This window comes from Streptomyces sp. NPDC028711 (assembly GCF_055565415.1).
Genome location: NZ_JBVHUJ010000008.1, coordinates 188,584 through 213,632, shown reverse-complemented (window position 1 = coordinate 213,632; position 25,049 = coordinate 188,584). Strand labels below are relative to the sequence as shown.

Genomic DNA, 25,049 nt, shown 5'->3' with positions numbered 1-25,049 from the left:
ATGGCACGCAGCAGACTCACTCCCGAGCGGGAGTCCGAGCTGTACGCGGCCGTGCTCGACCTCCTCCGCGAAGTCGGCTACGACGCCCTCACCATGGACGCCGTCGCCTCCCGCACCCACTCCAGCAAGGCCACCCTCTACCGCCAGTGGGGGAGCAAGCCCGAGCTGGTCGCCAGGGCGCTGCGCGACAACAAGCCGGCCGATCTCTCCGAGATCGACACCGGCTCGCTGCGCGGCGACTTCCACGAGCTGATGTCACGGACCGACGACTGCCAGATGGAGAAGGACTCCGCGCTGATGCGGGGTCTGGCCCATGCCGTCCACACCAACCCCGAACTGCACCGGGCGCTGCGCGAGCTGCTCATCGAACCCGAGATGAACGGCCTCGACGAAGTGCTGCGCCGAGCGGTCCGCAGGGGAGAGGTCGACGCCGCCAACCCGGCGCTGAAGCTCGTTCCCCACATGCTGATCGGTGCGTTCGTCGCCCGGCCGCTGATCGACGATCAGCCGGTCGACCGCGCGTTCCTCACCGTGTACGTCGACGCCGTCGTGCTCCCCTCACTCGGCGTCTGAGCCCCACCCGTACCGATCGACCCTTCGCTCCACCTGACGTCGAACCGCTCACGCCGTCGGGCCGGCTCCCCATGCCCTGTCCCACCCCACAATGGGAGTACGCCCCCGTGGCCACGTTTCTCTATAACCTGGGCCGTTCCGCCTTCCGGCGCCGACGGCTCGTCGCCCTCCTCTGGGTGGCCCTCCTGGCGGTCGCCGGGATCGGCGCCGCCACCGCACCCGTCGCGACCTCCAGCTCCTTCTCGATCCCGGGCACCGAGGCCCAGCGCGCCTTCGACCTGCTCGAAGAGCGCTTCCCGGGCGCCGGCGCCGACGGTGCCACCGCCCGAGTCGTCTTCAAGGCCCCCGAGGGCCAGAAGATGACCGACCCGGCCCACAAGGCCGTCGTCGAGGAGACCGTCGCCGCGCTGAAGTCCGGCTCGGACCAGATCGTCTCGGTCGCCGACCCGTACGCCGCGCAGGCCGTGTCCCGCGACGGCTCCACCGCCTACGTCTCCGTCGCCTACAAGGTCAACGCGATGGAGCTCACCGACGAGACCCGCGAGGCCCTCACCCAGGCCGGTCACAACGCCCAGGGCAAGGGACTCACCGTCGAGGTCGGCGGTGACGCCCTCCAGACCATGCCCGAGCAGGGCGCGAGCGAGGCGATCGGCGTGGTCATCGCCGGCATCGTGCTCGTCCTGACCTTCGGCTCGCTCGTCGCCGCCGGACTCCCGCTGCTCACGGCGATCATCGGCGTCGGCATCGGCGTCTCGTCGATCGCTGCGCTCGCGAACCTCCTCGACCTCGGCAACTCCACCTCGACCCTCGCGATGATGATCGGCCTCGCGGTCGGCATCGACTACGCCCTCTTCATCGTCTCCCGCTACCGCGCGGAGCTCGCCGAGGGCCGCGAGAAGGAGGAGGCCGCGGGCCGCGCGGTCGGCACGGCCGGCTCCGCCGTCGTCTTCGCCGGACTCACCGTCGTCATCGCCCTGGTCGGCCTGGCCGTCGTCAACATCCCGATGCTGACGAAGATGGGCTTCGCCGCGGCCGGCACGGTCGTGATCGCCGTACTGATCGCGCTCACCCTGATCCCCGCCCTGCTGGGCTTCGCCGGCGACAAGGTCATCGGCCGCAAGCAGCGCAAGCAGGCCCACGGCGGCGCGAAGAAGGCCGACGGCGACGCGAAGAAGGCCGAGGGCAAGCCCAACGGCGGCACCCGCTGGGCCCGCTTCGTCATCCGCCGCCCCGTGATGGTGCTCGTCGTCGGCGTCCTCGGCCTCGGTGCGATCGCGCTGCCCGCCGCCTCCCTGGAGATGGGCCTCCCGGACGACGGCGTCAAGCCGACCTCCACCAGCGAGCGCCGGGCGTACGACGCCCTCTCGGACGGCTTCGGCCCCGGCTTCAACGGGCCTCTGCTCGTCGTCGTCGACGGCGACAAGGCGACCGCCGACCGGGCGGTCTCCACGATCAAGGGCCTCGACGGCTGGGCCGCGGTCACCCCGGCGACCCCGAACAAGGCCGGCGACGCCGCGATGATCACGGTGGTCCCGAAGGACCGGCCGTCCTCGGCCGCCACCGAGAGCCTGGTCCACGACATCCGTGACGCCACCGGCGACGACGTGCTCGTCACCGGCGCCACCGCGATGAACATCGACTTCTCGCAGAAGATGAACGACGCCCTGGTGCCGTACCTGGCCCTCGTCGTCGGCCTGGCCTTCCTGCTCCTGACCCTGGTCTTCCGCTCGGTCCTCGTCCCCCTGAAGGCGGCCCTCGGCTTCCTGCTCTCGGTGGTCGCGGCCCTCGGCGCGGTCGTCGCGGTCTTCCAGTGGGGCTGGCTCGGAAGCCTCTTCGGGGTCGAGCAGACCGGCCCGATCATGTCGATGATGCCGATCTTCATGGTGGGTGTCGTCTTCGGTCTCGCGATGGACTACGAGGTCTTCCTCGTCACCCGGATGCGCGAGGCGTACGTCCACGGGGAGCGGCCCGGCGAGGCGATCGTGACCGGCTTCCGGCACAGCGCCCGGGTGGTCACCGCCGCCGCGGTGATCATGATCGCGGTCTTCGCCGGCTTCATCGGCATGACGGACCAGATGATCAAGATGATCGGCTTCGGCCTGGCGGTCGCGGTCCTCTTCGACGCCTTCGTGGTCCGCATGGCGATCGTCCCGGCCGTGCTCGCGCTCCTCGGGCACAAGGCCTGGTGGCTGCCGAAGTGGCTGGACCGGATCCTGCCGAACGTCGACGTCGAGGGTGAGGCCCTCGCGAAGCACATCGGGGAGGACGCCGGCGCGAAGCCGGACCTCGTGAAGGTCTGATCACGCGCCTCCGCCGTCCTCGCTCCGCGCGTACGCCGTCAGTGTGTCGTCATCGACGCACCGGCGGCGTACGTGTGCCGGAGGAAGCGCAGCAGGGCGGCGGTGTCGAACTGGACGACGGCGACCCCGTCGTCCGCGTGGAACTCGACGACCGTCTGCACCCGCCCGCAGGGCCACACCTCGATGTCGCCGCGGCGGGACGGGACGCGGAGCCCGTGCTCCAGGAGGGTGCGGGGGAAGGACCACTCGACGTCGTGGGGGAAGACGAACCGTACGGTCGCCGGGGAGAAGTCCGGGTCGTAGCGGAGGGCCACCGGGACGGGTCGGGAGAGCGGTGCGTCGCTGATGATCCGGCCCTTGGCGTGGTCGTCGACTTCGCGGTCGTGCGCGGCGGCCATCGGGGGCTCCTCACGGTTTGTCCTCTTATCGACTAATGTTCCACTCCTTCCCTTCGGGCGCGCGGCGCATGCGTGGAGGGCTCCGGGTGTGTGCGGGCTCACGTGCGCGGGCGCGCCGGGCGTGCGCGCCGCTGTTCTGTGACCCGTGCGCTCTTGCAAGTGCTTCGCAGAAGCGCTCATCATTCAGTACGTGCATGTACCTGACGGATTCATCAACGCCCCCGTGTCGGTCGCCGCCGGTGTCGTCGCCGCCGGCGCCGTCGCCGTGAGCCTGCGGGGCGCCCGCCGCGAACTGGACGACGGCCACGGGGGAGACCGCACGGCCCCGCTCGCCGGGCTCGTCGCCGCCTTCGTCTTCGCCGTGCAGATGCTGAACTTCCCGGTCGCCGCCGGAACCAGCGGACACCTGCTCGGCGGCGCGCTCGCCGCGATCCTCGTCGGGCCCTGGACCGGCGTCCTGTGCATCGCCGTCGTCCTGCTCATGCAGGGCATCCTCTTCGCCGACGGCGGCCTCACCGCCCTCGGCGTCAACATCACCGTCATGGGCGTCGTCACCGTCGTCGTCGCCTACGCGCTCTTCCGCGGCCTCGTCCTCCTGCTGCCCCGCACCCGCGCCTCGGTGACCGCGGCCTCCTTCGTCGCCGCGCTCGTCTCCGTACCGGCGTCGGCCGCCGCCTTCACCCTGCTCTACGCGATCGGCGGCACCACCGACGTCCCGCTGGGCAAGGTCCTCACGGCCATGGTCGGCGTCCACGTCCTCATCGGCGTCGGCGAGGCCGTCATCACCATGCTGACCGTCGGCGCGGTCATCGCCGTCCGCCCCGACCTCGTGTACGGCGCACGCGGCCTGACCGCGCCGCTCAAGCTCCGCGTCGACGGCGAGCTGGTCGACGCGGCCCCCGCGGCCCCCTCCGTGCACAGCGGCTCACCGAAGAAGCTGTGGATCGGCGGTGTCGTCACCGCCCTCGTCCTCGCCGGCTTCGTCTCCTTCTACGCCTCCGCGAGCCCCGACGGCCTGGAGAAGGTCGCCGCCGACAAGGGCTTCGACAGCAAGGCCGAGGAGCACGCCGCCGCCGGCTCGCCGCTCGCCGACTACGGCGTCGAGGGCGTCGAGACCGCCCGCCTCTCCGGCGGCCTCGCCGGAGTCATCGGCGTGGGCGCGACCCTCGCCGTCGGCACCGGTGCGTTCTGGGCGGTCCGGCGCCGCAGGAACGAGACCGGGGCGCAGGTCTGACATGGGAGCGGGCCACGCCCACCAGCTCTACCGGCACGCGACGTCGCCGGTCCACGAGCTGCCCCCGCACACCAAGCTCGCCGCCGTCCTCGGCTTCGTCGTGGTCGTCGTCTCGACGCCCCGCGAGGCCGTCTGGGCCTTCGCCTGCTACGCCCTGCTCCTCGCGGCCGTCGCGGCGAAGGCCCGGATCCCGGCCGGCTTCCTGCTCAAGCGGCTCCTCATCGAGGTGCCGTTCGTCGCGTTCGCGCTGCTCATGCCCTTCGTCGTCCCAGGGGAGCAGACGACCTTCCTCGGTGTGTCGCTGAGCGTCCCCGGCCTCTGGGGCGCGTGGAACGTCCTCGCCAAGGGGACCCTCGGCGTCGCCGCCTCCGTGCTCCTCGCCTCCACCACCGAACTGCGCGCCCTGCTCCTCGGCCTCCAGCGGCTGAGGCTGCCGCCGATGCTCGTCCAGATCGCCTCGTTCATGATCCGGTACGGCGACGTCATCACCGACGAGATGCGCCGCATGTCCGTCGCCCGCCGCTCACGCGGCTTCGAGGCCCGGGGCGTACGGCACTGGGGCGTCCTCGCCAAGTCGGCGGGCGCGCTCTTCATCCGCTCGTACGAACGCGGGGAGCGGGTCCACCTCGCCATGATCAGCCGGGGCTACACGGGCACCATGCCGGTCATCGACGAGGTGACCGCGACCCGCGCGCAATGGACGTACGCCGCCGCGCTGCCCCTCACCGCACTCCTGATCTGCCTCCTGGGATGGACGCTCCGATGACCCTCACTCCGTCTCTCGAGGTACGCGGTCTCGCGTACGCGTACCCCGACGGCCACCAGGCCCTGTTCGGCGTCGACCTGACCGTCGGGCGCGGCGAGCGGGTCGCGCTCCTCGGCCCCAACGGCGCGGGGAAGACCACCCTGGTCCTCCATCTCAACGGCATCCTCACCGGCGGCGCGGGCGGTGTCACCGTCGCCGGGCTGCCCGTCGGCAGGAAGCACATGGCGGAGATCCGCCGCAAGGTCGGCATCGTCTTCCAGGACCCCGACGACCAGCTGTTCATGCCGACCGTCCGCGAGGACGTGGCCTTCGGCCCGGCCGCGGCGGGCCTCAGGGGCGCCGACCTGGAGGCGGTCGTGAACCGCGCCCTTGAGCGGGTCGGCATGGCGGAGTACGCGGACCGGCCGCCGCACCACCTGTCCTTCGGGCAGCGGCGCCGGGTCGCCGTCGCGACGGTCCTCGCCATGGAGCCGGAGATCCTCGTCCTCGACGAGCCGTCCTCCAACCTGGACCCGGCCTCGCGCCGCGAACTCGCCGACGTCCTCCGCTCCCTCGACGTCACCGTCCTCATGGTCACCCACGACCTGCCGTACGCCCTGGAGCTCTGCCCGCGCGCGGTGATCCTCAGCGAGGGCGTCATCGCCGCCGACGGGCGGACCGGCGAGATCCTCGCCGACGAGGAGCTGATGGCCCGGCACCGCCTGGAGCTGCCCTTCGGCTTCGTACCGGCGTCGGTGGTCTGACCCCGGAATCCGGCCGTCTCCGTTCACGTTGCACCATGGGAGCCGGTCGTACGAAGGAGAGAGTGGGTCGCGTGGACGTCCAGGGCACGGTGGCGGCGGGCTGGGAGCCGGTCAGGGACGCGTTCCTGCGCAACTTCGAGCAGCGCGGCGAGCGCGGGGCTGCCGTCGCCGTCCACCGCGACGGAGTGAAGGTCGTCGACCTGTGGGCGGGCAGCCGTGACGTCGACGGCGGCGACCCGTGGACCGAGGACACCGCCCAGGTCGTCCGCTCGGCCACCAAGGGCGTCGCCGCCGCCGTGCCCCTGCTGCTCCACCAGCGCGGCCTGCTCGACCTGGACGCCCCGGTCGCCGCGTACTGGCCCGACTTCAAGGCGGCCGGGAAGGACCGGGTGACCGTGCGCGAGCTCCTCGCGCACAAGGCGGGCGTCCCCGTCCTCGACCGCCCCCTCACGCTCGCGGAGGCGACCGACCTGCCGACGGCGACCGCCGCCATCGCCGCCCAGGCCCCCGTCTGGGAGCCCGGCACCGCCCACGGCTACCACGCCCACACCTTCAGCTGGCTGCTCTCCGGCCTGGTCCACCACGTCACCGGCCGCACCATCGGACGCTGGGTCGCCGACGAGATCACCGGCCCCCTCGGCCTCGACCTGTGGATCGGACTGCCCGGGGCGGAGACCCACCGGGTCGGCAGGATCGGCCCCGTCGAGGAGATCGAACCGGCCGGAAGCGGCGCGCTCAAGCTCCGCCCCAAGCGGTCCGTCTCCGAGGCCTACAAGGACCCGGAATCCCTCACCCGGCGGGCCTTCGGAGTCATCGACCCCAAGCCCGACGAGAACGACCCCGTCTACCGGGCCGCCGAACTGCCCGGCTCGGCCGGGGTGGCGACGGCCCGCGCCCTCGCCGCCTTCTACGCGGCGACCCTCGGCGGGCTTCTCACCGCCGACACCCTCGCCCTCGCGCGCACCGAGGAGTCCGCGGGCCTGGACAAGGTGCTGCTCGTCGGCACCCGCTTCGGCCTCGGCCACATGCTGCACGGCCCGGCCTCCCCGCTCCTCGGCCCGTCCTCGTTCGGCCACCCGGGCCGCGGCGGCTCGCTGGGCTTCGCCGACCCCGACGCCGGGATCGCCTTCGGGTACGTCACGAACGGCATGCGCAGGACGGTGACGGCGGACCCGCGCGCCCAGTCGCTCGTGAGGGCGGTGCGGACGGTGGCGGACGGACCTGAGTCTCCTCCGCGGGCCTGACGTTCCTCCGCCCGCGACCTGACATTCTGAGCGTCCGAGGCGCGGATACGTGATCTACCGGCCGGTACGGTGTGCCCGCTCCACCGTTCGGTGGATCAGGCGCACGGGGGCGCATGTGATCGAGATTCCGTTGACGACTTCCGAACACGGCACGATTCGGATCGCCGACAGCCGGCTCTGGGAGACGTTCGGCAGCATCGGGATGCTGTCCTCGCGCCGGGGACCCGCGCCATGGCCGTACACCCACTGGGGCCGGGCCGCGCGACGCTCGCTGACGAGGGCCGAAGTGACCATCCCGGGGTGGCTCGTCCGGCTCTACCGGGCCGGCGGAGGAACCCTGCCGTCCTTCCTCCTCCCCGTCCCGTCCTCGGCCGGGCAGGCCGGCCTGGCGGAGGAGATCGCGCTGCTCCGGGCCGTGTCCCCGGCCCGGGTGCGCGAGGAACTGGAGCAGTGGTTCCCGCAGGGCGTCCCCGTCGAAGTACGCCCGCTGTACGCGGATCCGGCCGCGCGGATCGCCGAACTCCGCTCCTTCCTCCCCCGCTACCACCGGGCCGCCCTCGCCCCGTACGAGGCATCCCTGCGGGCCGTCACGGAGGACGACATCCTGCTCCGGGCCCGGGTGCTCGCCACCCAGGGCCCGGACCGTCTCCTGGGCACCCTGCACGGGGGCCTCTCGCGGCGCGGTGACGTCCTGCGGCTGTACGCCGGGGCGCCCGCCGGCAGGGTCGCGGCCGCGGCCGACGTCTCCCGCATCGTCCTCGTCCCCCTGGTGTTCGGCCGGGGAGTGTCCCTCTTCCACTCCGCTCCGAACGGGGTGACGGCCGTGTCGTACCAGGTCGAGGGGGCCGCCGTACTCGCCGGTGAGAGCCGGCCCGGCGGCCGGGGCGGCGGACGGGGCGGCGGCCGGACCGACGAACCCGCGCGCGGCGACCGGCTGGAGATCCTGCTCGGCCGCAGCCGGGCCGGTGTCGTCCGCGGTCTCGTCGCGCCGACCACGACATCGGACCTGGCGACGAGGCTCGGGCTCGCCCCCAGCACCGTCTCCGAACACCTCACGCTCCTGATGGCCGCGGGCGTGGTGCGACGGCGCCGGGCGGGCGTACGCGTGCTGTACGAACTGGACGGCTCGGGTGTCGCGCTGCTCGGACACCTGGACAGCGAGCGTAGGGTCAACACGCCGTCGTACGAAACCACTTGAAAAGCGCCGCAACGAGGAGGAACCACATGACCGACACCGGACATGAGACGTACGAGAAGCTGATCGCCCTGCTCGACGAGCGCGGGGCGGCCTACCGGGTGATCGAGCACGCCCCCGAAGGCGGCACCGAGGCGGTCAGCGCGCTGCGGGGCCACACGCTCGCCGAGGCGGCCAAGTGCATCATCGCCATGGTGAAGATCGGCAAGAAGGAGAAGCGCTTCGCGCTGGTCGTCGTGCCCGGTGACCGCCGGATCGACCTGGGTGCGGTGAAGGCGCTGTACGGCGGCACGTACGTCTCGTTCGCCTCCCCGGAGATCGCGGAGGACCTCGCGGGTTCGCCGAGCGGCACGATCCTGCCGTTCGCCTTCGACGAGCGACTGGAACTCCTCGTCGATCCCGGCCTGTTGACGCACCAGGAGTTCTACTTCAACGCGGCCAGGCTCGACCGCTCGATCGCCCTGTCGGCGGAGGACTTCCGCGCGATCGCCGAGCCGCGTGTGGAGCGGGTCTCGACCGACTGACCTCTCCGGTTCGGGATCACGCCATGGAGGGCGCGAGCGCGAGCATCATCCCCAGGCCGACGAGCACGGTCCCGATGACCTTGTTGAGCACGGTCTGCCGCTTCAACAGCCGGGACCGCAGGCTCTGGTTGGAGAAGAGGAGCGCGGCGAGGGCGAACCAGACGAGGTGGGCGAACGACATGAAGAGTCCGTAGCCCACCTGCTGGAAGACGGGGGTGTCGGCGCTGACGACCTGCGTGTACGTGCTGAGCACGAACAGCATCGTCTTCGGGTTGAGGGCGTTCGTCAGGAATCCGGTGCGCAGCGCACCGGCCTTCGAAAGCCCGCCGCCCTCCGAAAGGTCGATGTCCACCTGGGCCTTGGTGACGAACGTCTTGTACCCGATGTAGATCAGATAGGCCGCGCCGATCAGCTTCATCGCCGTGAAAAGCATCGGGGTACGGGACACCAGGAGTCCCACACCCAGCATCGTGTACGTGACGTGGACGAGAACACCCAGGGCGATTCCCACCGCCGCGAGAACGCCGGCGGTCCTTCCGTACAGATAACTGTTGCGGACGGTCATCGCGAAATCCGCGCCGGGGCTGATGACAGCCAGAATGGTGATGACCGCCACGGCGATGAGCTGACCCATGTACCCGTCTTCCCGTCTTTCTCACTCAAGGGGTGGGCGGGTGCGGGGGAGGCGTGCCTTCGCAGACGCCGCCGCCCCCGCCCCCGCACCTGACATCAGGGCTTGTGACGGTAGGTGATGACCAGGACGTCACGCGAGGCCGGGGCGGCGGGATCGATCTGCTCGATCGGCGAGACGCCGTGGTAGACCCGCTCGTCGTTGACGAGAGCCAGGTCGAGCGGGTCGGTCAGGGAGAACTTCTCGACCGGCTGCTTGTCCAGGTTGAAGACGGTGCTCTCGCCGCCGGTGGCGTTGCTGCGCCCGATCATCGCCATCAGGACGAACGTGACACCGTCGCGGTGCACGCCCTCCGGCGTGGGCAGACCCACTTCCTCGCCGTTGACCTCGATACGGAACTGGTGGGCCTCGATGTGCCAGCCCGAGTACGGGGCGAGGCGGCCGAAGACGTCGCAGCCGAGGGTGAGCAGGCTGTCCATCGTGCGGCCGCGCAGGATCCCGTCCTCGAACGGCTCGTAGTGCCGGGCCACACCACCGTTGAGGTTGTTGTAGTCGAGCCCCTGGTAGTGCGGCTGGTGCTCCTCGACGCGGTAGTCGGCGCTCGCCCGCGGCGCGCTCAGCGTGGCGTGCCGTCGACGGCGGTAGCGACCGCCGTCCGCCATGTAGCTGTCGAGCGGCATCCGCGTCCAGCTGTCGCGGAACGGCTCCAGGTCGTCGAGCGCGTTCTCGGACCGCTGGACGAGAAGCTGTTTCACCTTGTCGCCGGAGATCAGGTCGTAACTCCGGGAGGAAAGGGACTCGGCGATTTCCTCGACGCCGGACAGATATGAAGAAGACAACGAAGACATGATTCCCCCTGGTCGAACACGTGGTCGTCGGCGAGGTAGATCGTGGTGTTCGCGCCAGGGGTGTGTCAAAGCCTTTCGGTCGCAGCCGAATTGCCCGCGCAGGGGCTTCTCTTCGCTTTTGACCGGGGGTAATTGATGAACGGAAGGTTACAGGTGCCCCGCGACGCCTCGCGGCGGAGGGCGCGAGGGTCCTGGTCACGGACGTGGACGAGAAGGCGGCACGGAAGACGGCGGCGGAGATTCCCGGGGCGGAGCACCGGCACTGCGACGTGGCGGACCAGGCCTCGGTGGACGCGGCCGTGGCGTACGCGGTTCAGGCCTTCGGCGGCCTGGACGTCCTCGTCAACAACGCCCTCGGCCCGGTGGCCCCCGACCGGGACCGCTTCGAGGACGAGCCGGACGAGGTCTGGAGTCTCCAGCACGACGTGACGTTCATGGGTGCGGTCCGCTGCTCACGGGCGGCCCTTCCGCACCTGGCGGCGGCCGGCGGACGCGGGGCGATCGTCACCATCGGCTCGGTCAACGCCGAGGCGGACTTCGGCGGCCACGCCTACAGCGCGGCGAAGGCGGCCCTGGCCTCCCTCACCCGCACCCTGGCGGGCGACGCGGCGCCGCGCGGGGTCCGCGTGAACCAGATCGACCCGGGCACGATCGCGACGACGGCCTGGGCGGGCCGAGAACCCCAACTCGCCGCCCTCGCCGACCGCGTCTACCCCCTGGGCCGCGTCGGCACCCCCGAGGACGTGGCCGCCGCCGTGGCCTTCCTCGCCTCGGCGGACGCCTCGTGGATCACGGGCACGGTCCTGCGGGTGGACGGCGGACTGCTCGCGGTCAACACCCACTTCGCGGAGGTACTGGGCGAAGGACGCTCGTCGACCGACTGACCGAGGGCCCTTCCAGCGTCCCGGCAGGTACGGGTGGGCGTCTCCTCCCGGGTGATCCCAGGATTCCAGCGAGCCGCGACGGCTCCCGCCCCTCCGGCGGTCGTACGGTCGGAACTCCCCACCGAGAGGACTTCTGATGCGCAGCGTGACCTATTCGATGGGCGTCTCGCTCGACGGCTACATCGTCGGCCCGGACGGCCGCTTCGACTGGACGGAGCCCGACGAGGAGGTCTTCCGCTTCTACATCGACGAGCTGCGGCAGATCGGCGTCCATCTGATGGGGCGGCGGCTGTACGAGACGATGCTGTACTGGGAGACCGCCGACCAGGACCCCTCGCTCGACGACTCCATGCTCGAATGGGCCGCGCTCTGGAAGCCGCTCCCCAAGGTCGTGTTCTCCACCACGCTGTCGGAGGTACAGGGCAACGCCCGCCTGGCCACCGGCAGCGTGGCCGAGGAGATCGAGCGGCTCCGGGCCGAGCCCGGGGAAGGCGAGATCGCGATCGGTGGCGCCACGCTCGCCGCCGAGGCGGCCGCACAGGACCTGATCGACGAGTACCGGCCCAGGGTGCACCCGGTGTTCGTCGGCGGCGGCATTCCGTACTACCCCCGGAGCGAGCAGCGGATGGACCTCGAACTCCTCGCATCCCGCACCTTCAGCTCGCACGTTGTGGGCCTCCGCTACGGCGTGGTGCGCGAGGAGGCCAGAGGATCAGGCTCCGCCGGCCCCGCGTAATCGCACCGCGCCTCGTGCGGCGCCGACTCCTGACAGGGGGTTCCCCGGGAACGCAGGGGCATCCCCCGGTTCAGACCGCCTTCCCCCGCAGGGTGAGCACCGCGCTGAGTGCCGTGGCGCCGTCCAGGAGGGCCCTCGACCGAGCGGTGATGCTGGTCTCCCTGGCCGTCAGGGCCGCGGTGACGTCCTCCGAGCGGCGGTTGCGCCGCAACTCCGGCATGAGGGAGCGCAGGGGCGGGATGCGGTAGCCGGCCTTCCGCAGTTGGTGGACGATCCGGGCGTCCCGAACCTGAGCCGGTGTGTAGCGGCGCGTTCCGCGTACGGGGTCGCGGTCCGGGACGACGAGCGCCTCCGCGTGCCAGTGCCGCAAGGTCGACGCGCGTACCCCGAGCGCGGCGGCGAGTTCGGAGACGCTCATCGAGTCCGACGTGCGTACGTCCTCGATCGGCTCGGTCGAGATCGCGTGCGCGGCCTCCTGGGCCCGCCTCAGTTCCGCGCGCTCCGCGTCGAGCCGGGCGTGCGCCGTGTCGAGCAGGGCGAGCGCCTGCGAGACGGGGACCCGGTGGAAGGCCCGGACGATCTTCTTGGCCTCGACCGGCCCCACGCCCGCGGCGAGGGCCCGGTAGGCCAGCGCGGACTGCAGATGCACTTCCCCGTAGACCCGGTAACCCGTGGCCGTACGCGTCACCGACGGAAGCACGCCGTCGCGCTCCAGGTTGCGAATCTGCTGCACGGAGTACCCGGCGCGCCGCGCGACATCAGCGGTACGCAGATCCGCCGATTTGAGACCTGGCATCCCGTCCTCCAGCGATTTCGGCCTCGAAGTCTCCACAAGCACGTGAATGCCACGCTGGAGCACATGACCCTCGACGAGATCATCAGCTTCGTGGGCGGCCTCGACGGCGTCCTGACCCTCAGGCCCGCACCCGGCGACGGTACGCCGGAGATCAGCTGGGGCGACACGTTCTTCTTCTACGCGCCCGACGGCGTCACTCCGACGACGGCGCAACCGTTCGCGACCGTCGTGACCAAGGACTACCCCGGCGACGAGGCCTCGCGTCTGGACCGGCCCGACACCTTCCGCGTGAACATCGCCGCCGGGAAGGAGGCATTCATCCAGTGGACCGGTCACGCCCCGCGCGAACCGGCCTCCCCTGACGTCGACCCCAGCGCCACCGACACCGTGATCGCGCACCCCGTCTACGGCACCGCCGGCTGGCTGGCCGTGGTGAACCCGGGCGAGCGCACCGACGCACCCACACGGGACCTGCTGCGGACGGCCCATCACCTCGCCCGCGCGCGCCATGAGCGGCGCGCCGGACCGCGAGGGTGACGAGCGGCGTCACACCGAGGGCTCGCGGACGTCCACCACGGTGCCGCCGGCGTGCGTCACCAGCGACTTCGGGTCCATCGCGAAGACCGTGTGCGGGGTGCCCGCCGCCGCCCACACCACGTCGTGGTCGAGGATGCCCCGGTCGGCGAGGACCCGGGTCCGCGTCCGGTGCCCGAACGGCGGGACGCCGCCGATCGCGTACCCGGTGGTCTCCCGGACCGCCTTCGCGTCCGCCCGGGTCACCTTCCCGGCGCCCAGCTCCTGCCGTACCCGCTCGACGTCCACCCGCGAGGCGCCGTCCATCAGGACGAGGACGGGCACCCCGTCGGCGGCGAAGATCAGCGACTTCACGATCTCCGCGACCTCGCAGCCGATGGCCTCGGCGGCCTGCTGGGCGGTCCGGGTCTCGTCCGGGAAGCGGCGGATCTCGACGTCAAGACCCAGCTCCTTGAGGGCCGCGGCGAACTGGGGGTGCGCGGGGGAGATGTCGGAAGTCATGGCCCGCACGGTAGCGGTAGCTGTACGGGCCATGCGACCGGGTTCCGGCCCTCGGGCACGCCCGTGGCCGGGTGCTCAGCCCGCCTTCAGGACCGTCGCCACCACCTTGCCCGCCGAGTCGCCGCCATGGCCGCCCTCCTCCACGACCGCCGCCGCCGCGAGGTCGCCCGAGTAGCCGGTGAACCAGCTGTTGGACGTGGACTGGTTGTCGACCTCGGCGGAGCCGGTCTTGGCGCCCTTCGGGGAGGAGACGCCGGCCATCGCCTCGGCCGCGGTGCCGTTCGTCGCCGTCTCTCTCATCATCCGGCGCAGCCCCGTGGCGACCTCGTCGGAGAGCGGCTCGGCCTCGGCGAACTCCCGGTCGTCGAGGCTCTTCGCCACCAGGTACGGCTGGAGGAAGCCGCCGTTCTTCGCGGTCGCGGAGAGCGAGGCGACGTTGAGGGCGTTCATCGTGATCCTGCCCTGGCCGATGTACGAGGCGGCCGTCTCTCCCCCGGACGACTCGGGCACGTCGCCGTCCTCCGTCTGGACGCCGACCTTCCAGGTGAGGCCGATGCCGAAGGAGCGGCGGGCGGTCTCGCCGAGGATGGTGTCCTCGACGTCCTTCTCACTGAGAGGGCCGAGCGACTTGAGGAAGGCGGTGTTGCAGGAGCGGCTGAAGGATTCGGTGAACGTACCGCCGTCGATCTTGAAGTGGTCCAGGTTGTGGAAGGGGACGCCCTTCCAGGAGACGTCGGCGGGACACTCGACCCGGCCGCCGGGCGTCGCCAGACCGTTCTGCATCATCATGGTCGCGGTCACGATCTTCATCGTGGAGCCCGGCGCCTGCTTGCCCAGGAACGCCGTGTTGTAGCCGCCCGCCGGGCTGTTCGCGACCGCCCGAATCGCGCCCGTCGACGGCTCGATCGCCGCCACCGCCGCCGTCCCGTACGCCTTGACCGCCTTCTCGGCCGCCGCCTGGACGTCCGGGTCGATGGTGGTCTTCAGGGTGCCGGGCTTCCCCTTCTGCAGGACCAGGACCGTGGTGTCGGGGACGGTCTCGCTGCCCGAGTCGATCCATGTCTCGATGCCGGCCGTGCCGCCGGTCTTCGCCCCGTACCGGGTGCGCAGTTCGGCGACGATCGGCGCGAGCGAGGGGTACTTCTCCGCCGTCAGCTCCTCGCCGTTCCGGTCGACCGCCTTCACGGTCGCCGTCTTCGCCTCGCCCGTGTGCAGCGTCGCCTCGGTGGTGAGCAGCTTCGGGTGGAGCACGGACGGCGCCCACTTCACCAGCGGCCGGCCCGTGGAATCGCCGCGCACCACGGTCAGGGCGGAGGCGTACGACCAGGGCTTCGACACGCCCTCGTAGGTGACGGTCGCCTTCACCGTGAACGGGACCTTCGTCCCGACCGGCGTCCCCGGCGTGATGACGGCCTCCGAGACGCTCGCGCCCTCCCGGTAGGCCGCCACGGCGGGGCCCGCCGTGACCGGGTCGTTCGTCAGCTGCCCGGCCTTCTCCGGCTCCCCGGCCGCCCAGGCCGCCAGGAACTCCCGTGCGGTGGTGGTGACCTCGTCGGGGGTGACGGGTCCTGTCTTCGGCGCCGCCTCGGACCGGGTCCCCACGGACGACATGTCGCCGCCCGTGACCCCGTTCCACAGGTTGTAGCCCCCGTACCCGACCCCGCCCGCCACGACGGCGAACACTCCCCCGACCATCGCGACCTTGGCTCCACTGCGCATGACTGCGGTTCCCCTCCCCAGGTGGCCGTCCAGTCAAGCAGCGCCCCTTCGGTGTGTCGAGCAACTAACGGCACATCCGTCACATGGACGACGGAGCTCCGAGGGGAACGGTCAGGCGGTGACCCGCTCCTGGCCGGAACCGTCGAAGGGCGGGTAGTTCTCGTCGCTCACGCGTTCGGCCGCGTCGATGTAGACGGCGAGAGCGGCGCGCGACCGGGCCAGCTGCTCCATCCGGTCGTCGATCCGCCGCATCCGCGACCGCATCGCGGTCAGCAGCTCGGGGCAGCCGAGCAGCTCCGGGGTCTCCCCGACCGCGCAGGGCAGCAGGTACGCGATGTCCTCGGAGGACAGCCCCGCGCCGAGCAGGTGCCGGATCTGCCGCACCCGCAGTACGGCACTCTCGTCGTAGTCGCGGTAGCCGTTCGCGCCGCGCTCGGCATCGAGCAGGCCCTGGGCCTCGTAGTAGCGCAGCTGATGCGTGTGGACGCCCGTCCGGCGGCTCAGCTCTCCGATCCGCATCGAAGCCTCCCTTGACCTTCACACCGGTCTCAACGTCGACGATGCTGCCATGACCGACAACAACGCCCCCGCATCCCCTACTCCCGTGACCGTCATCGGACTTGGCCTGATGGGCCGGTCGCTCGCCGGCGCCTTCCTGAGGGCCGGCCACCCCACGACCATGTGGAACCGCACGGCCGCCAAGGCCGACCACCTGGTCGCCGAGGGCGCCCTCCTGGCGCCGACCGTCGGCGACGCGGTCAGGGCCGGCTCCCTGACGATCGTCTGCCTCACCGACTACCGGGCCGTGCGCGAGCTGCTCGGCGCGAGCGACGTCGACCTGGACGGTACGACCCTTGTGAACCTGACCTCGGGCGACTCCGCCCAGGCCCGGGAGACCGCCCGCTGGGCCGGGGAGCGCGGCGCCCGCTACCTGGACGGCGCCATCATGGCCGTACCGCCGGTGATCGGAACCGCCGACGCGGTGATCCTGCACAGCGGACCGCGCCAGGCCTTCGAGGAGTACGAGTCGGCGCTCGGCGCGCTCGGCACCGTCACCCACCTCGGCGAGGACCACGGACTGGCGTCCCTGTACGACATGGCGGGCCTCGCCATGATGTGGAGCGTCCTCAACGCCTGGCTCCAGGGCACCGCCCTGCTCAGGACGGCCGGCGTCGACGCGGTGACGTACGCGCCGTTCGCCCGGCAGATCGCCGCCGGGGTCGCCGAATGGCTGCCGGGGTACGCCGAGCAGATCGACCGCGGCTCGTACCCGGCGGAGGTGTCGGCCCTGGAGACCGACGCCCGGGCGATGGCCCACCTCATCGAGGAGAGCGAGGCGCTCGGCGTCAACGCGGAGCTGCCGAAGCTGTTCAAGGCGATGGCCGACCGCGCGATCGCGGCCGGCCACGGAGGCGAGCAGTATCCGGTCCTCATCGAGGAGTTCACGAAGCCGGCCGACGTCTGACGGCCGAAGCCTGACGGCCGACGGCCGGGGCGCGTGTGTCGCGCCCCGGCCGCGCCCTCCTGCTGTGATTCCCAGGCCCTAGACCCAGGTGTCCAGCCACATCCGCCCGCGCCACTCGTCTATCGGGATCGGCGTGCCCGTGTAGATCGGCCAGAAGTAGATGAAGTTCCAGACGATCAGCAGGACCAGGCAGCCCGCCGCCACCGCGCCGAACGTGCGGCGCCTCTCCGAGGAGCCCGCCGGGCCGATGATCGCGCCCAGCATCATCGCCACCGCCAGGCACAGGAAGGGCACGAAGACGACCGCGTAGAAGAGGAAGATCGTGCGTTCCTGGTAGAGGAACCAGGGGACCCAGCCGGCCGCGATGCCGCAGGCGACCGCGCCCGCGCGCCAGTCGCGGCGGAACGCCCAGCGCCACAGGACGTACAGGATCGCGAAGCAGGCGGCCCACCACAGGAGCGGGGTGCCGAGGGCCAGGACCTCCTGGGCGCACTTCTCCTTCGTGGTGGCCGGGCAGCCCGCGGTACCAGGGGCGGGGGACTCGTAGAAGTAGGAGACCGGGCGGCCGAGGACGATCCACGACCAGGGGTTCGACTCGTACGTGTGCGGCGACGTCAGGCCGACGTGGAAGGTGTACACCTCGGTCTCGTAGTGCCAGAGGCTGCGCAGCCAGTCCGGCAGCCAGCTCCACGTCCCGCCGCCGTCGAGCTTGTCCTGCTGGGCGGCCCAGCCGCGGAAGTACCCCTTGTCGCTGACGATCCACCCCGTCCACGTCGCGATGTACGTGACGATCGCCACCGGCACCACCGACACGAACGCCGGGACGAGGTCCTTCCTGATCACCGCGAGGTACGGGCGGACCGCGCCCGCCGTGCGTCGGCCGCCGACGTCCCACAGGACCGTCATCAGGCCGAAGCCCACCATGACGTACAGGCCGTTCCACTTGGTCGCCGCCGCGAGACCCAGCATCACGCCCGCCGCGATCCGCCACGGCCGCCACCCGAGGCGTACGGACTCCGCGACCTCCGCGTCGGGTCGAAGGACCCCCTCCTCGTCCTCCGGCAGCGCGCCCGCGAGCCGTTTCCGGGCCCGGTCGCGGTCGAGGACCAGGCAGCCGAACGCGGCGAGCACGAAGAACATCAGCACCTGGTCGAGGAGCGCGGTCCGGCTCATCACGAAGTGCAGCCCGTCGACCGCCAGCAGCAGACCCGCGAGACAGCCCAGGAACGTCGAACGGAACAGCCGTCGGCCGATCCGGCAGAGCATCAGCACGGACAGCGTGCCGAGCAGCGCCACCATGAAGCGCCAGCCGAACGGCTCGAAGCCGAAGATCTTCTCGCCGACGCCGATGACCCACTTGCCCATCGGGGGATGGACGACATAGCCGGGGTCCGTCGGCACCAGCACCGAGCCGGGGTCCGCCAGGATCGTCTTGTCGATGTCCTTCGGCCACGCCCCCTCGTACCCCTGGTTGATCAGGGCCCAGGAGTCCTTGGCGTAGTACGTCTCGTCGAATATCACCGCGCGCGGCTTGCCCAGGTTCCAGAACCTCAGCAGCCCCGCGACCGCCGTGACCAGGAGCGGACCGCCCCAGGCCATCAGCCGCCAGAGCCGCTCGGCAGGCCCGGGGCCGAGGCCGAGGAGCGACCACACGCGCTCGGAGGGGCGGGTGTACGCGGGGACGAGCCGCTCCCGCAGCCCGATGGGTGCGGCGCTTCCGGCGGGCGGCGAATAGCCGAAACGCCGCAGCCGCTGTTGCCACGAAGAGGGCTCTGCCACGGCGTGCCGGCCCTCCAGGGTCTCGGGTGCGGTACTGGTCACCGCGCCATCGTAGGGAACGCGCCTGTGCGCGTCGCCTGTCCGGGCTGGGAGGATGACCCCTGTGACAGGAACGCTGGTACTCGCAGGGACCCCCATCGGTGACATCGCGGACGCTCCGCCCCGACTCGCCACCGAGCTGGAGCGCGCGGACATCGTGGCCGCCGAGGACACCCGGAGGCTGCGGGGTCTGACGCGGGCGCTCGGCATCCACACCACGGGACGGGTCGTCTCGTACTTCGAGGGCAACGAGTCCGCCCGTACGCCGGAGCTCGTCGAGGCCCTGGCCGGCGGCGCCCGGGTGCTGCTCGTGACCGACGCGGGCATGCCGTCCGTCTCCGACCCCGGCTACCGGCTCGTCGCCGCCGCCGTCGAGCAGGACATCAAGGTCACGGCCGTCCCCGGCCCGTCGGCCGTGCTCACCGCGCTCGCCCTCTCCGGGCTGCCCGTGGACCGTTTCTGCTTCGAGGGCTTCCTGCCGCGCAAGGCCGGCGAGCGGCTCGGACGGCTGCGGGAGGTCGCGGACGAGCGGCGGACCCTCGTCTACTTCGAGGCCCCGCACCGGCTCGACGACACGCTCGCCGCGATGGCCGAGGTCTTCGGCGCCGAGCGCCGCGCCGCCGTCTGCCGCGAGCTGACCAAGACGTACGAGGAGGTCAAGCGCGGCCCGCTCGCCGAGCTCGCGGCCTGGGCGGCCGAGGGCGTACGGGGCGAGATCACCGTCGTCGTCGAGGGCGCCCCGGAGACCGGCCCGGCCGAACTCGACGCCGAGGAACTGGTGCGCAGGGTCCGGGTGCGCGAGGAGGCGGGGGAGCGGCGCAAGGAGGCGATCGCCGCGGTCGCCGCCGACGCGGGCCTGCCGAAGCGGGAGGTGTTCGACGCCGTGGTGGCGGCGAAGAACGCGGAGGGAGCGGGGAAGGGCGCGGCGGGACCGGCGAAGGGCTGACACCCGTCGACTACGACGGACGCCCGGACATGATCGCGTACGGGCCGGGCCGAGATCCACACGGAGGGGCGGTCAGTGCGTCCTGTGCTGATTTATTCTGAAAGGTAAAGCCGAACCCGGCGCCGGGACATTTCCCAGGGGCGTTTGGCAAGGGAAGAGCCAAGAGCCTTCCATGGTTCGATCCCCGCTGATGCGCTCCGGCCCGAAAAGGCGTCCACTGATCAGTGGAGAGGAGCTGGCATGAGCGAGATCACCGGCACCGGCATATCCGTCGCCCACGAGGCGTACGCCTTCGCCTGCATGCGCTGTGGATACGGCTGGGAGCAGGCGTACGACATCGAGCACCACGTCGACGCCGCCGGCCATGAATTCGTCGTCTACAAGGCCGAAGGCGAGCGGGTCCCGTCCCCGCTCTCCAGCCCCACCTGCATGAACTGCGGCGGCCACGTCGTCCGCATCATGCGCGCGGGGCAGGTGTCGTCGGTGCTCGACCTGATCGCGGCGACGGAGAAGCACCAGCACGGTGCGAGGGCGACCAAGCCCGTCTCGCCGTCCGGACCCATCGGACAGGAACTCACCGAGAACCCCTCCCGGCCGGGCCGGCGGGAACGCGTCGAGGACACCTCCCGGCCCCGGGGGCGCGAACTCGGCGAGGAGACCCCCGAGAGCCCGCCGGTACCGCACCACTGGCACCTGTCCGACCTCCTGCACCCCTTCCGCCGCCAGCACTGACCGGTTCCCCGGCGCCGAGGTGACCCGCGCACGGGCCATGTGTGCCGCGGGGTGTCCGCGCCGCGGGTAACCCCGCGCGCGGGCACTCACGGCCCTCGTACGATCGGGGGCATGAGTGCCAAGGACGCCCCGCCCCCGCTGCCCGAACCCCTCCTCGTGGAGGTCGCGGACTCGCACACCCACCTGGACCTGCAGTCCGGGACCGTCGAGGAGGCCCTCGTCAAGGCCGCCGCCGTCGGGGTGACCACGGTCGTGCAGGTCGGCTGCGACGTGAAGGGCTCCCGGTGGGCCGCGGAGACCGCCGCCGCCCACGAGCACGTCCACGCGGCCGTCGCCCTGCACCCCAACGAAGCGCCCCGGATCGTCCTGGGGGACCCCGACGGGTGGTCCCGGCAGGGCGCCCGCGACGGCGGCGGTGACGCGGCCCTCGACGACGCCCTCACCGAGATCGACCGGCTCGCCGCCCTCCCGTACGTCCGCGGCGTCGGCGAGACCGGCCTCGACTTCTTCCGTACGGGCCCCGAGGGCATCGCCGCGCAGGAGCGTTCCTTCCGCGCCCACATCGAGATCGCCAAGCGCCACGGCAAGGCGCTCGTCATCCACGACCGCGAGGCCCACGCCGACGTGCTGCGCGTCCTCGACGAGGAGGGCGCCCCCGAGCGGACCGTCTTCCACTGCTACTCCGGCGACGCCGCCATGGCCGAGATCTGCGCCGCCAAGGGCTACTACATGTCCTTCGCGGGCAACGTCACCTTCAAGAACGCCCAGCACCTGCGGGACGCGCTCGCCGTCGCCCCGCTGGAACTCGTCCTCGTCGAGACGGACGCCCCCTTCCTCACCCCGGCGCCCTACCGGGGCCGCCCGAACGCCCCGTACCTGATCCCGGTCACCCTCCGGGCGATGGCGGAGGTCCGGGGCATCGGGGAGAACGAGATGGCCGAGGCGATCGCCGTGAACACCGCCCGTGCCTTCGATTACTGATGCATAACGGTTACGTGTCGTAGTCGGGTCGTCCGGGAGAGTCACCGGGGCCGGGGCTAGGGTCCCGGCCTCGTGAGCACTTCCCAGGGCAGTCACCGAGCCGGACGGCGGGGCGCCGCAGCCACCCTGCCCCTCCACGAGCAGCAGACCCAGGCCGCGCCGCTCGTCCTTCCCCCCACCGGCCCGCTCCCCGGCTCTGCTCCCGGCCCGGCCCCGGGCGCCGTCCCCGGGCAGGGCTCCCGCGCCGGATCCCGGCGTGCCGCCCGCCGCCGCAAGGCCTCGGGATCCGCCGGGGAAGGACTGCGGCGGCTCGTCCCGCAGGCCCTCGTCGTCGCCTTCCTCGCCGGCGGCACCAGCGCCTTCGTCGCCGACGACAAGGCGGTCCGGCTCTCCGTCGACGGCGTGCCGCGCACCCTCCACACCTTCGCCGACGACGTCCAGGAACTCCTCGCCGACGAAGGGCTGACCGTCGGCGACCACGACATCGTCGCGCCCGCCCCCGCCGAGGCGCTGACCAGCGGCGACGAGATCGTCGTCCGCTACGGCCGTCCCGTCTCCCTCACCCTCGACGGCCGGCGCCGCCAGGTGTGGACGACCGCCCGCACCGTCGAGGGCGCCCTGCGCCAGCTCGGGGTCCGCGCCGAGGGCGCGTACCTCTCGGTCTCCCGCGGCGCCCCCATCTCCCGCCAGGGCCTCTCACTCGACGTCCGCACCGAACGGACGGTCACCTTCCTCGCCGACGGACGCGAGCGGACCGTCCGCACGAACGCCGCCACCGTCCGCGAGGCCCTCACCGAGGCCGGGATCACCCTCTCCGGGCAGGACGCCACCTCCGTCACCCCCGACTCCTTCCCCCGCGACGGCCAGACCGTCACCGTGCTGCGCATCACCGGCTCCCGGCAGGTCCGGGAGGAGGTCATCCCGTACGCCGTCGAGCGGACCCGCGACCCCGACCTGTTCGCCGGCACCGAGACCGTCGAACGCCAGGGCGCCCAGGGCGTCCGCCGCGTCACGTACAGCCTGCGCACCGTCAACGGCGTCCGGCAGAAGCCCCGCAGGATCGCCGAGGAGATCGTCCGCGAACCCGTCACCCGCAAGGTGCGGGTCGGCACCCGGCCGCTGCCCACCTCCGTCGCCGGCGCCGACGGCCTCGACTGGGGCGCGCTCGCCGCCTGCGAGTCCGGCGGCCGCCCGAACGCCGTCGACCCCTCAGGGACGTACGGCGGGCTCTACCAGTTCGACCCCGGCACCTGGCGCTCCCTCGGCGGCACCGGCACCGCCCAGAACGCGCCCGCCGCCGAGCAGACCTTCCGGGCCAAGAAGCTGTACGTCCAGCGGGGCGCGAGTCCCTGGCCCCACTGCGGCCGGAGGCTGTACCGGTGAGCCGTAGGCTGTACCGGTGAGCACCACCACCGGCCCCGAAAGCCCCGACGCCCTCCTCGGCCCCGCCGACATCCGTGAGCTGGCCGCCGCCCTCGGCGTGCGCCCCACGAAGCAGAAGGGCCAGAACTTCGTCATCGACGCCAACACCGTCCGTCGGATCGTCCGCACGGCCGGGGTGCGCCCCGACGACGTGGTCGTGGAGGTGGGGCCGGGACTCGGCTCCCTCACCCTGGCCCTCCTGGAGGCCGCGGACCGGGTGACGGCCGTCGAGATCGACGACGTCCTCGCCGCCGCGCTGCCCGCCACGATCACCGCCCGCATGCCCGCGCGCGCCGACCGCTTCGCGCTCGTGCACTCCGACGCCATGCAGGTCCAGGAGCTGCCGGGCCCGGCACCGACCGCGCTCGTCGCCAACCTCCCGTACAACGTCGCCGTGCCGGTGCTCCTCCACATGCTGGAGCGCTTCCCGAGCATCGAGCGGACGCTCGTCATGGTCCAGGCGGAGGTCGCCGACCGGCTCGCCGCCAAGCCGGGCAACAAGGTGTACGGCGTGCCGTCGGTCAAGGCCAACTGGTACGCCGAGGTCAAGCGCGCCGGGTCCATCGGCCGCAACGTCTTCTGGCCCGCGCCGAACGTCGACTCCGGCCTCGTCTCCCTGGTCCGCCGCACCGAGCCCCTCGCGACCACCGCCACCCGGCAGGAGGTCTTCGCCGTCGTCGACGCGGCCTTCGCCCAGCGCCGCAAGACGCTGCGCGCGGCCCTCGCGACGTGGGCGGGCTCACCGGCGGCGGCGGAGGAGGCCCTGGTGAAGGCCGGGATCTCGCCTCAGGCGCGCGGCGAGGCGCTGACGGTGGAGGAGTTCGCGAGGATCGCGGAGGCGAAGGCGTGACCACCTCCGGCGTCACCGTCCGCGTCCCGGCCAAGGTCAACGTCCAGCTCGCGGTCGGCGCGGCCCGGCCCGACGGCTTCCACGACCTGGCCAACGTCTTCCTCGCGGTGTCGTTGTACGACGAGGTCACGGCGACGCCGGCCGGGGAACTGACCGTCACCTGCGAGGGCCCGGACGCCGACAAGGTGCCGCTCGACCGCACCAACCTCGCCGCGCGCGCCGCCGAACTGCTCGCCGCCCGGCACGGCATCGCCCCGGACGTGCACCTGCACATCGCCAAGGACATCCCGGTCGCCGGCGGCATGGCGGGCGGCAGCGCGGACGGCGCGGGCGCGCTGCTCGCGTGCGATGCACTGTGGGGCCTGGGTTCCTCGCGCGAGTCGCTTCTCGAGATCTGTGCGGAACTGGGCTCCGACGTGCCCTTCAGTCTGGTGGGCGGGGCGGCGCTCGGCACGGGTCGTGGCGAGAAGCTGACGGAGCTGCCGGTCGGGGGCGTCTTCCACTGGGTGTTCGCCGTCGCCGACGGCGGGCTTTCGACGCCGACGGTGTTCGGCGAGTTCGACCGTCTCACGTCGGGTGTCGAGATCCCCGAGCCGACCGCCTCCCCGGCCCTCCTGGACGCCCTGCGCACGGGTGACACCACCGCCCTCGCGTCCGCCCTCACCAACGACCTCCAGGCCCCGGCGCTCTCCCTGCGCCCGTCGCTCGCGTCGACGCTGACGGCGGGTACGGAGGCGGGGGCGCTGGCCGCGCTGGTCTCGGGCTCGGGGCCGACGACGGCGTTCCTGGTGAAGGACGCGGAGTCGGCGAGGAGCGTGGCCGCCGCCCTGACGGCCTCGGGCACGTGCCGCACGACCCACGTGGCGACGTCCCCCGCGCGGGGCGCGACGACCGTCGGCCCCTGACGCGCCACGCGCCCGGGGGCGGCGCGTGCCGCGCCCTGCGGGCCAGCCGCTTGGGCCCGCCCGGGCCCGCTGCCCCACCCGCCACCCCCCCCCGTGTGGGCAATCGTCCCGCAGGGCGGGACGGGTGGGCACACGGGACGGCGCCCCTGCCGGGCCCAGGCTTCCGGGCCTGAACGGTGCGCCGAAGGTGCGGCGCCGTCGTGGGTTGTGCCCACCCCTTCCGCCCTTGCGGAACAGATGTCCACAACGGTCCGGCGGCGTATGTGGCGGAACGGCTGCCCGCAACAGGCGCGGGCGGGCGGAT

General features: G+C 72.1%; 26 protein-coding genes. 18 read left to right on the top strand and 8 right to left on the bottom strand.

Annotated elements, in window-relative coordinates:
* Nucleotides 1-573 (top strand): TetR/AcrR family transcriptional regulator, encoded by a 573-nt coding sequence (locus ACZ4VK_RS24775; protein ID WP_468355835.1) that lies wholly within the window; start codon nt 1-3, stop codon nt 571-573.
* 107 nt (nt 574-680) lie between these two features.
* Nucleotides 681-2,873, top strand: a complete 2,193-nt coding sequence (locus ACZ4VK_RS24770; protein WP_468355832.1) for an MMPL family transporter — start codon at nt 681-683, stop codon at nt 2,871-2,873.
* Between the two features lie 38 nt (nt 2,874-2,911).
* Here ACZ4VK_RS24770 and ACZ4VK_RS24765 read toward each other — a convergent pair whose 3' ends face one another.
* Nucleotides 2,912-3,271 carry an SsgA family sporulation/cell division regulator gene (locus ACZ4VK_RS24765; protein WP_468355829.1) on the bottom strand — a complete coding sequence of 120 codons (360 nt, stop codon included), beginning with the start codon at nt 3,269-3,271 and terminating at the stop codon, nt 2,912-2,914.
* A 190-nt stretch (nt 3,272-3,461) separates the two neighbouring features.
* On the opposite strand from ACZ4VK_RS24765, the gene ACZ4VK_RS24760 reads away from it, so the two are divergent.
* The 6 genes from ACZ4VK_RS24760 (at nt 3,462) to ACZ4VK_RS24735 (ending at nt 8,977) form a co-directional block, all read left to right on the top strand.
* Complete coding sequence (locus ACZ4VK_RS24760) at nt 3,462-4,505, top strand: energy-coupling factor ABC transporter permease (RefSeq protein ID WP_468355827.1); 1,044 nt, start codon at nt 3,462-3,464, stop codon at nt 4,503-4,505.
* A gap of 1 nt (nt 4,506) precedes the next feature.
* Nucleotides 4,507-5,271, top strand: coding sequence for a cobalt ECF transporter T component CbiQ (cbiQ, locus tag ACZ4VK_RS24755; protein WP_468355824.1), 765 nt, complete (start codon nt 4,507-4,509; stop codon nt 5,269-5,271).
* On the top strand, nt 5,268-6,014 hold the full coding sequence (locus tag ACZ4VK_RS24750; RefSeq protein ID WP_468355821.1) for an energy-coupling factor ABC transporter ATP-binding protein: 747 nt from the start codon (nt 5,268-5,270) through the stop codon (nt 6,012-6,014). The genes cbiQ and ACZ4VK_RS24750 overlap by 4 nt, the downstream gene beginning before the upstream one ends.
* Nucleotides 6,015-6,049: 35 nt before the next feature.
* Entirely contained in the window at nt 6,050-7,258 is a 1,209-nt protein-coding gene (locus ACZ4VK_RS24745; RefSeq protein WP_468355818.1) for a serine hydrolase domain-containing protein, read from the top strand.
* Nucleotides 7,259-7,388: 130 nt separating this feature from the next.
* Complete coding sequence (locus tag ACZ4VK_RS24740; protein ID WP_468355815.1) at nt 7,389-8,456, top strand: ArsR family transcriptional regulator; 1,068 nt, start codon at nt 7,389-7,391, stop codon at nt 8,454-8,456.
* 26 nt (nt 8,457-8,482) lie between these two features.
* Nucleotides 8,483-8,977 carry a YbaK/EbsC family protein gene (locus ACZ4VK_RS24735; protein WP_468355812.1) on the top strand — a complete coding sequence of 165 codons (495 nt, stop codon included), beginning with the start codon at nt 8,483-8,485 and terminating at the stop codon, nt 8,975-8,977.
* Between the two features lie 16 nt (nt 8,978-8,993).
* Here ACZ4VK_RS24735 and ACZ4VK_RS24730 read toward each other — a convergent pair whose 3' ends face one another.
* Together ACZ4VK_RS24730 and ACZ4VK_RS24725 are read right to left on the bottom strand one after the other, a co-directional pair.
* Nucleotides 8,994-9,611, bottom strand: coding sequence for a LysE family translocator (locus ACZ4VK_RS24730; RefSeq protein WP_468355809.1), 618 nt, complete (start codon nt 9,609-9,611; stop codon nt 8,994-8,996).
* A gap of 95 nt (nt 9,612-9,706) precedes the next feature.
* On the bottom strand, nt 9,707-10,456 hold the full coding sequence (locus ACZ4VK_RS24725) for a 2OG-Fe dioxygenase family protein (protein ID WP_468355806.1): 750 nt from the start codon (nt 10,454-10,456) through the stop codon (nt 9,707-9,709).
* A gap of 131 nt (nt 10,457-10,587) precedes the next feature.
* Between ACZ4VK_RS24725 and ACZ4VK_RS24720 the strand changes: the two genes are divergently transcribed.
* Nucleotides 10,588-11,340, top strand: coding sequence for an SDR family NAD(P)-dependent oxidoreductase (locus ACZ4VK_RS24720; protein WP_468356363.1), 753 nt, complete (start codon nt 10,588-10,590; stop codon nt 11,338-11,340).
* Nucleotides 11,341-11,476: 136 nt separating this feature from the next.
* Complete coding sequence (locus ACZ4VK_RS24715; RefSeq protein ID WP_468355803.1) at nt 11,477-12,076, top strand: dihydrofolate reductase family protein; 600 nt, start codon at nt 11,477-11,479, stop codon at nt 12,074-12,076.
* 70 nt (nt 12,077-12,146) lie between these two features.
* On the opposite strand, the gene ACZ4VK_RS24710 is transcribed toward ACZ4VK_RS24715, so the two are convergent.
* Complete coding sequence (locus ACZ4VK_RS24710) at nt 12,147-12,872, bottom strand: MerR family transcriptional regulator (protein WP_468355800.1); 726 nt, start codon at nt 12,870-12,872, stop codon at nt 12,147-12,149.
* Nucleotides 12,873-12,935: 63 nt separating this feature from the next.
* Between ACZ4VK_RS24710 and ACZ4VK_RS24705 the strand changes: the two genes are divergently transcribed.
* Nucleotides 12,936-13,409, top strand: coding sequence for a DUF6194 family protein (locus tag ACZ4VK_RS24705; protein WP_468355797.1), 474 nt, complete (start codon nt 12,936-12,938; stop codon nt 13,407-13,409).
* 9 nt (nt 13,410-13,418) lie between these two features.
* On the opposite strand, the gene ACZ4VK_RS24700 is transcribed toward ACZ4VK_RS24705, so the two are convergent.
* The 3 genes from ACZ4VK_RS24700 to ACZ4VK_RS24690 all read right to left on the bottom strand — a co-directional run bounded on the left by ACZ4VK_RS24700 (nt 13,419) and on the right by ACZ4VK_RS24690 (nt 16,145).
* The gene (locus tag ACZ4VK_RS24700) at nt 13,419-13,940 is read right to left on the bottom strand and encodes a YbaK/EbsC family protein (RefSeq protein ID WP_468355794.1); all 522 of its coding nucleotides are present in this window, start codon (nt 13,938-13,940) and stop codon (nt 13,419-13,421) included.
* 42 nt (nt 13,941-13,982) lie between these two features.
* Nucleotides 13,983-15,626 carry a penicillin-binding transpeptidase domain-containing protein gene (locus tag ACZ4VK_RS24695; RefSeq protein ID WP_468355791.1) on the bottom strand — a complete coding sequence of 548 codons (1,644 nt, stop codon included), beginning with the start codon at nt 15,624-15,626 and terminating at the stop codon, nt 13,983-13,985.
* Between the two features lie 111 nt (nt 15,627-15,737).
* Nucleotides 15,738-16,145, bottom strand: a complete 408-nt coding sequence (locus tag ACZ4VK_RS24690) for a MerR family transcriptional regulator (RefSeq protein WP_468355788.1) — start codon at nt 16,143-16,145, stop codon at nt 15,738-15,740.
* A 49-nt stretch (nt 16,146-16,194) separates the two neighbouring features.
* On the opposite strand from ACZ4VK_RS24690, the gene ACZ4VK_RS24685 reads away from it, so the two are divergent.
* Entirely contained in the window at nt 16,195-17,091 is an 897-nt protein-coding gene (locus ACZ4VK_RS24685) for an NAD(P)-dependent oxidoreductase (protein WP_468355785.1), read from the top strand.
* 78 nt (nt 17,092-17,169) lie between these two features.
* Here ACZ4VK_RS24685 and ACZ4VK_RS24680 read toward each other — a convergent pair whose 3' ends face one another.
* On the bottom strand, nt 17,170-18,912 hold the full coding sequence (locus ACZ4VK_RS24680; protein WP_468355783.1) for a dolichyl-phosphate-mannose--protein mannosyltransferase: 1,743 nt from the start codon (nt 18,910-18,912) through the stop codon (nt 17,170-17,172).
* 52 nt (nt 18,913-18,964) lie between these two features.
* On the opposite strand from ACZ4VK_RS24680, the gene rsmI reads away from it, so the two are divergent.
* The 6 genes from rsmI to ACZ4VK_RS24650 all read left to right on the top strand — a co-directional run bounded on the left by rsmI (nt 18,965) and on the right by ACZ4VK_RS24650 (nt 24,745).
* A complete protein-coding gene (gene rsmI, locus ACZ4VK_RS24675; RefSeq protein ID WP_468355780.1) occupies nt 18,965-19,855 on the top strand; it encodes a 16S rRNA (cytidine(1402)-2'-O)-methyltransferase in 891 nt (296 codons plus the stop codon).
* A 240-nt stretch (nt 19,856-20,095) separates the two neighbouring features.
* Nucleotides 20,096-20,587, top strand: a complete 492-nt coding sequence (locus ACZ4VK_RS24670) for a hypothetical protein (RefSeq protein WP_468355777.1) — start codon at nt 20,096-20,098, stop codon at nt 20,585-20,587.
* 111 nt (nt 20,588-20,698) lie between these two features.
* On the top strand, nt 20,699-21,568 hold the full coding sequence (locus ACZ4VK_RS24665; RefSeq protein ID WP_468355774.1) for a TatD family hydrolase: 870 nt from the start codon (nt 20,699-20,701) through the stop codon (nt 21,566-21,568).
* 72 nt (nt 21,569-21,640) lie between these two features.
* Nucleotides 21,641-22,951, top strand: coding sequence for a ubiquitin-like domain-containing protein (locus ACZ4VK_RS24660; protein WP_468355771.1), 1,311 nt, complete (start codon nt 21,641-21,643; stop codon nt 22,949-22,951).
* Nucleotides 22,952-22,967: 16 nt separating this feature from the next.
* On the top strand, nt 22,968-23,840 hold the full coding sequence (rsmA, locus tag ACZ4VK_RS24655) for a 16S rRNA (adenine(1518)-N(6)/adenine(1519)-N(6))-dimethyltransferase RsmA (protein WP_468355769.1): 873 nt from the start codon (nt 22,968-22,970) through the stop codon (nt 23,838-23,840).
* Nucleotides 23,837-24,745, top strand: a complete 909-nt coding sequence (locus tag ACZ4VK_RS24650; RefSeq protein ID WP_468355766.1) for a 4-(cytidine 5'-diphospho)-2-C-methyl-D-erythritol kinase — start codon at nt 23,837-23,839, stop codon at nt 24,743-24,745. The genes rsmA and ACZ4VK_RS24650 overlap by 4 nt, the downstream gene beginning before the upstream one ends.
* Nucleotides 24,746-25,049: the final 304 nt, after the last annotated feature.

Coding starts and splice junctions, on each gene's coding strand:
- ACZ4VK_RS24685 (WP_468355785.1), top strand. CDS start 16,195: ATGACCGACAACAACGCCCCCGCATCCCCTACTCCCGTGACCGTCATC.
- ACZ4VK_RS24700 (WP_468355794.1), bottom strand. CDS start 13,940: ATGGCCCGTACAGCTACCGCTACCGTGCGGGCCATGACTTCCGACATC.
- ACZ4VK_RS24705 (WP_468355797.1), top strand. CDS start 12,936: ATGACCCTCGACGAGATCATCAGCTTCGTGGGCGGCCTCGACGGCGTC.
- ACZ4VK_RS24725 (WP_468355806.1), bottom strand. CDS start 10,456: ATGTCTTCGTTGTCTTCTTCATATCTGTCCGGCGTCGAGGAAATCGCC.
- ACZ4VK_RS24775 (WP_468355835.1), top strand. CDS start 1: ATGGCACGCAGCAGACTCACTCCCGAGCGGGAGTCCGAGCTGTACGCG.
- rsmI (WP_468355780.1), top strand. CDS start 18,965: ATGACCCCTGTGACAGGAACGCTGGTACTCGCAGGGACCCCCATCGGT.
- ACZ4VK_RS24710 (WP_468355800.1), bottom strand. CDS start 12,872: ATGCCAGGTCTCAAATCGGCGGATCTGCGTACCGCTGATGTCGCGCGG.
- ACZ4VK_RS24735 (WP_468355812.1), top strand. CDS start 8,483: ATGACCGACACCGGACATGAGACGTACGAGAAGCTGATCGCCCTGCTC.
- cbiQ (WP_468355824.1), top strand. CDS start 4,507: ATGGGAGCGGGCCACGCCCACCAGCTCTACCGGCACGCGACGTCGCCG.
- ACZ4VK_RS24695 (WP_468355791.1), bottom strand. CDS start 15,626: ATGCGCAGTGGAGCCAAGGTCGCGATGGTCGGGGGAGTGTTCGCCGTC.
- ACZ4VK_RS24690 (WP_468355788.1), bottom strand. CDS start 16,145: ATGCGGATCGGAGAGCTGAGCCGCCGGACGGGCGTCCACACGCATCAG.
- ACZ4VK_RS24730 (WP_468355809.1), bottom strand. CDS start 9,611: ATGGGTCAGCTCATCGCCGTGGCGGTCATCACCATTCTGGCTGTCATC.
- ACZ4VK_RS24745 (WP_468355818.1), top strand. CDS start 6,050: ATGGGAGCCGGTCGTACGAAGGAGAGAGTGGGTCGCGTGGACGTCCAG.
- ACZ4VK_RS24670 (WP_468355777.1), top strand. CDS start 20,096: ATGAGCGAGATCACCGGCACCGGCATATCCGTCGCCCACGAGGCGTAC.
- ACZ4VK_RS24765 (WP_468355829.1), bottom strand. CDS start 3,271: ATGGCCGCCGCGCACGACCGCGAAGTCGACGACCACGCCAAGGGCCGG.
- ACZ4VK_RS24665 (WP_468355774.1), top strand. CDS start 20,699: ATGAGTGCCAAGGACGCCCCGCCCCCGCTGCCCGAACCCCTCCTCGTG.
- ACZ4VK_RS24750 (WP_468355821.1), top strand. CDS start 5,268: ATGACCCTCACTCCGTCTCTCGAGGTACGCGGTCTCGCGTACGCGTAC.
- ACZ4VK_RS24715 (WP_468355803.1), top strand. CDS start 11,477: ATGCGCAGCGTGACCTATTCGATGGGCGTCTCGCTCGACGGCTACATC.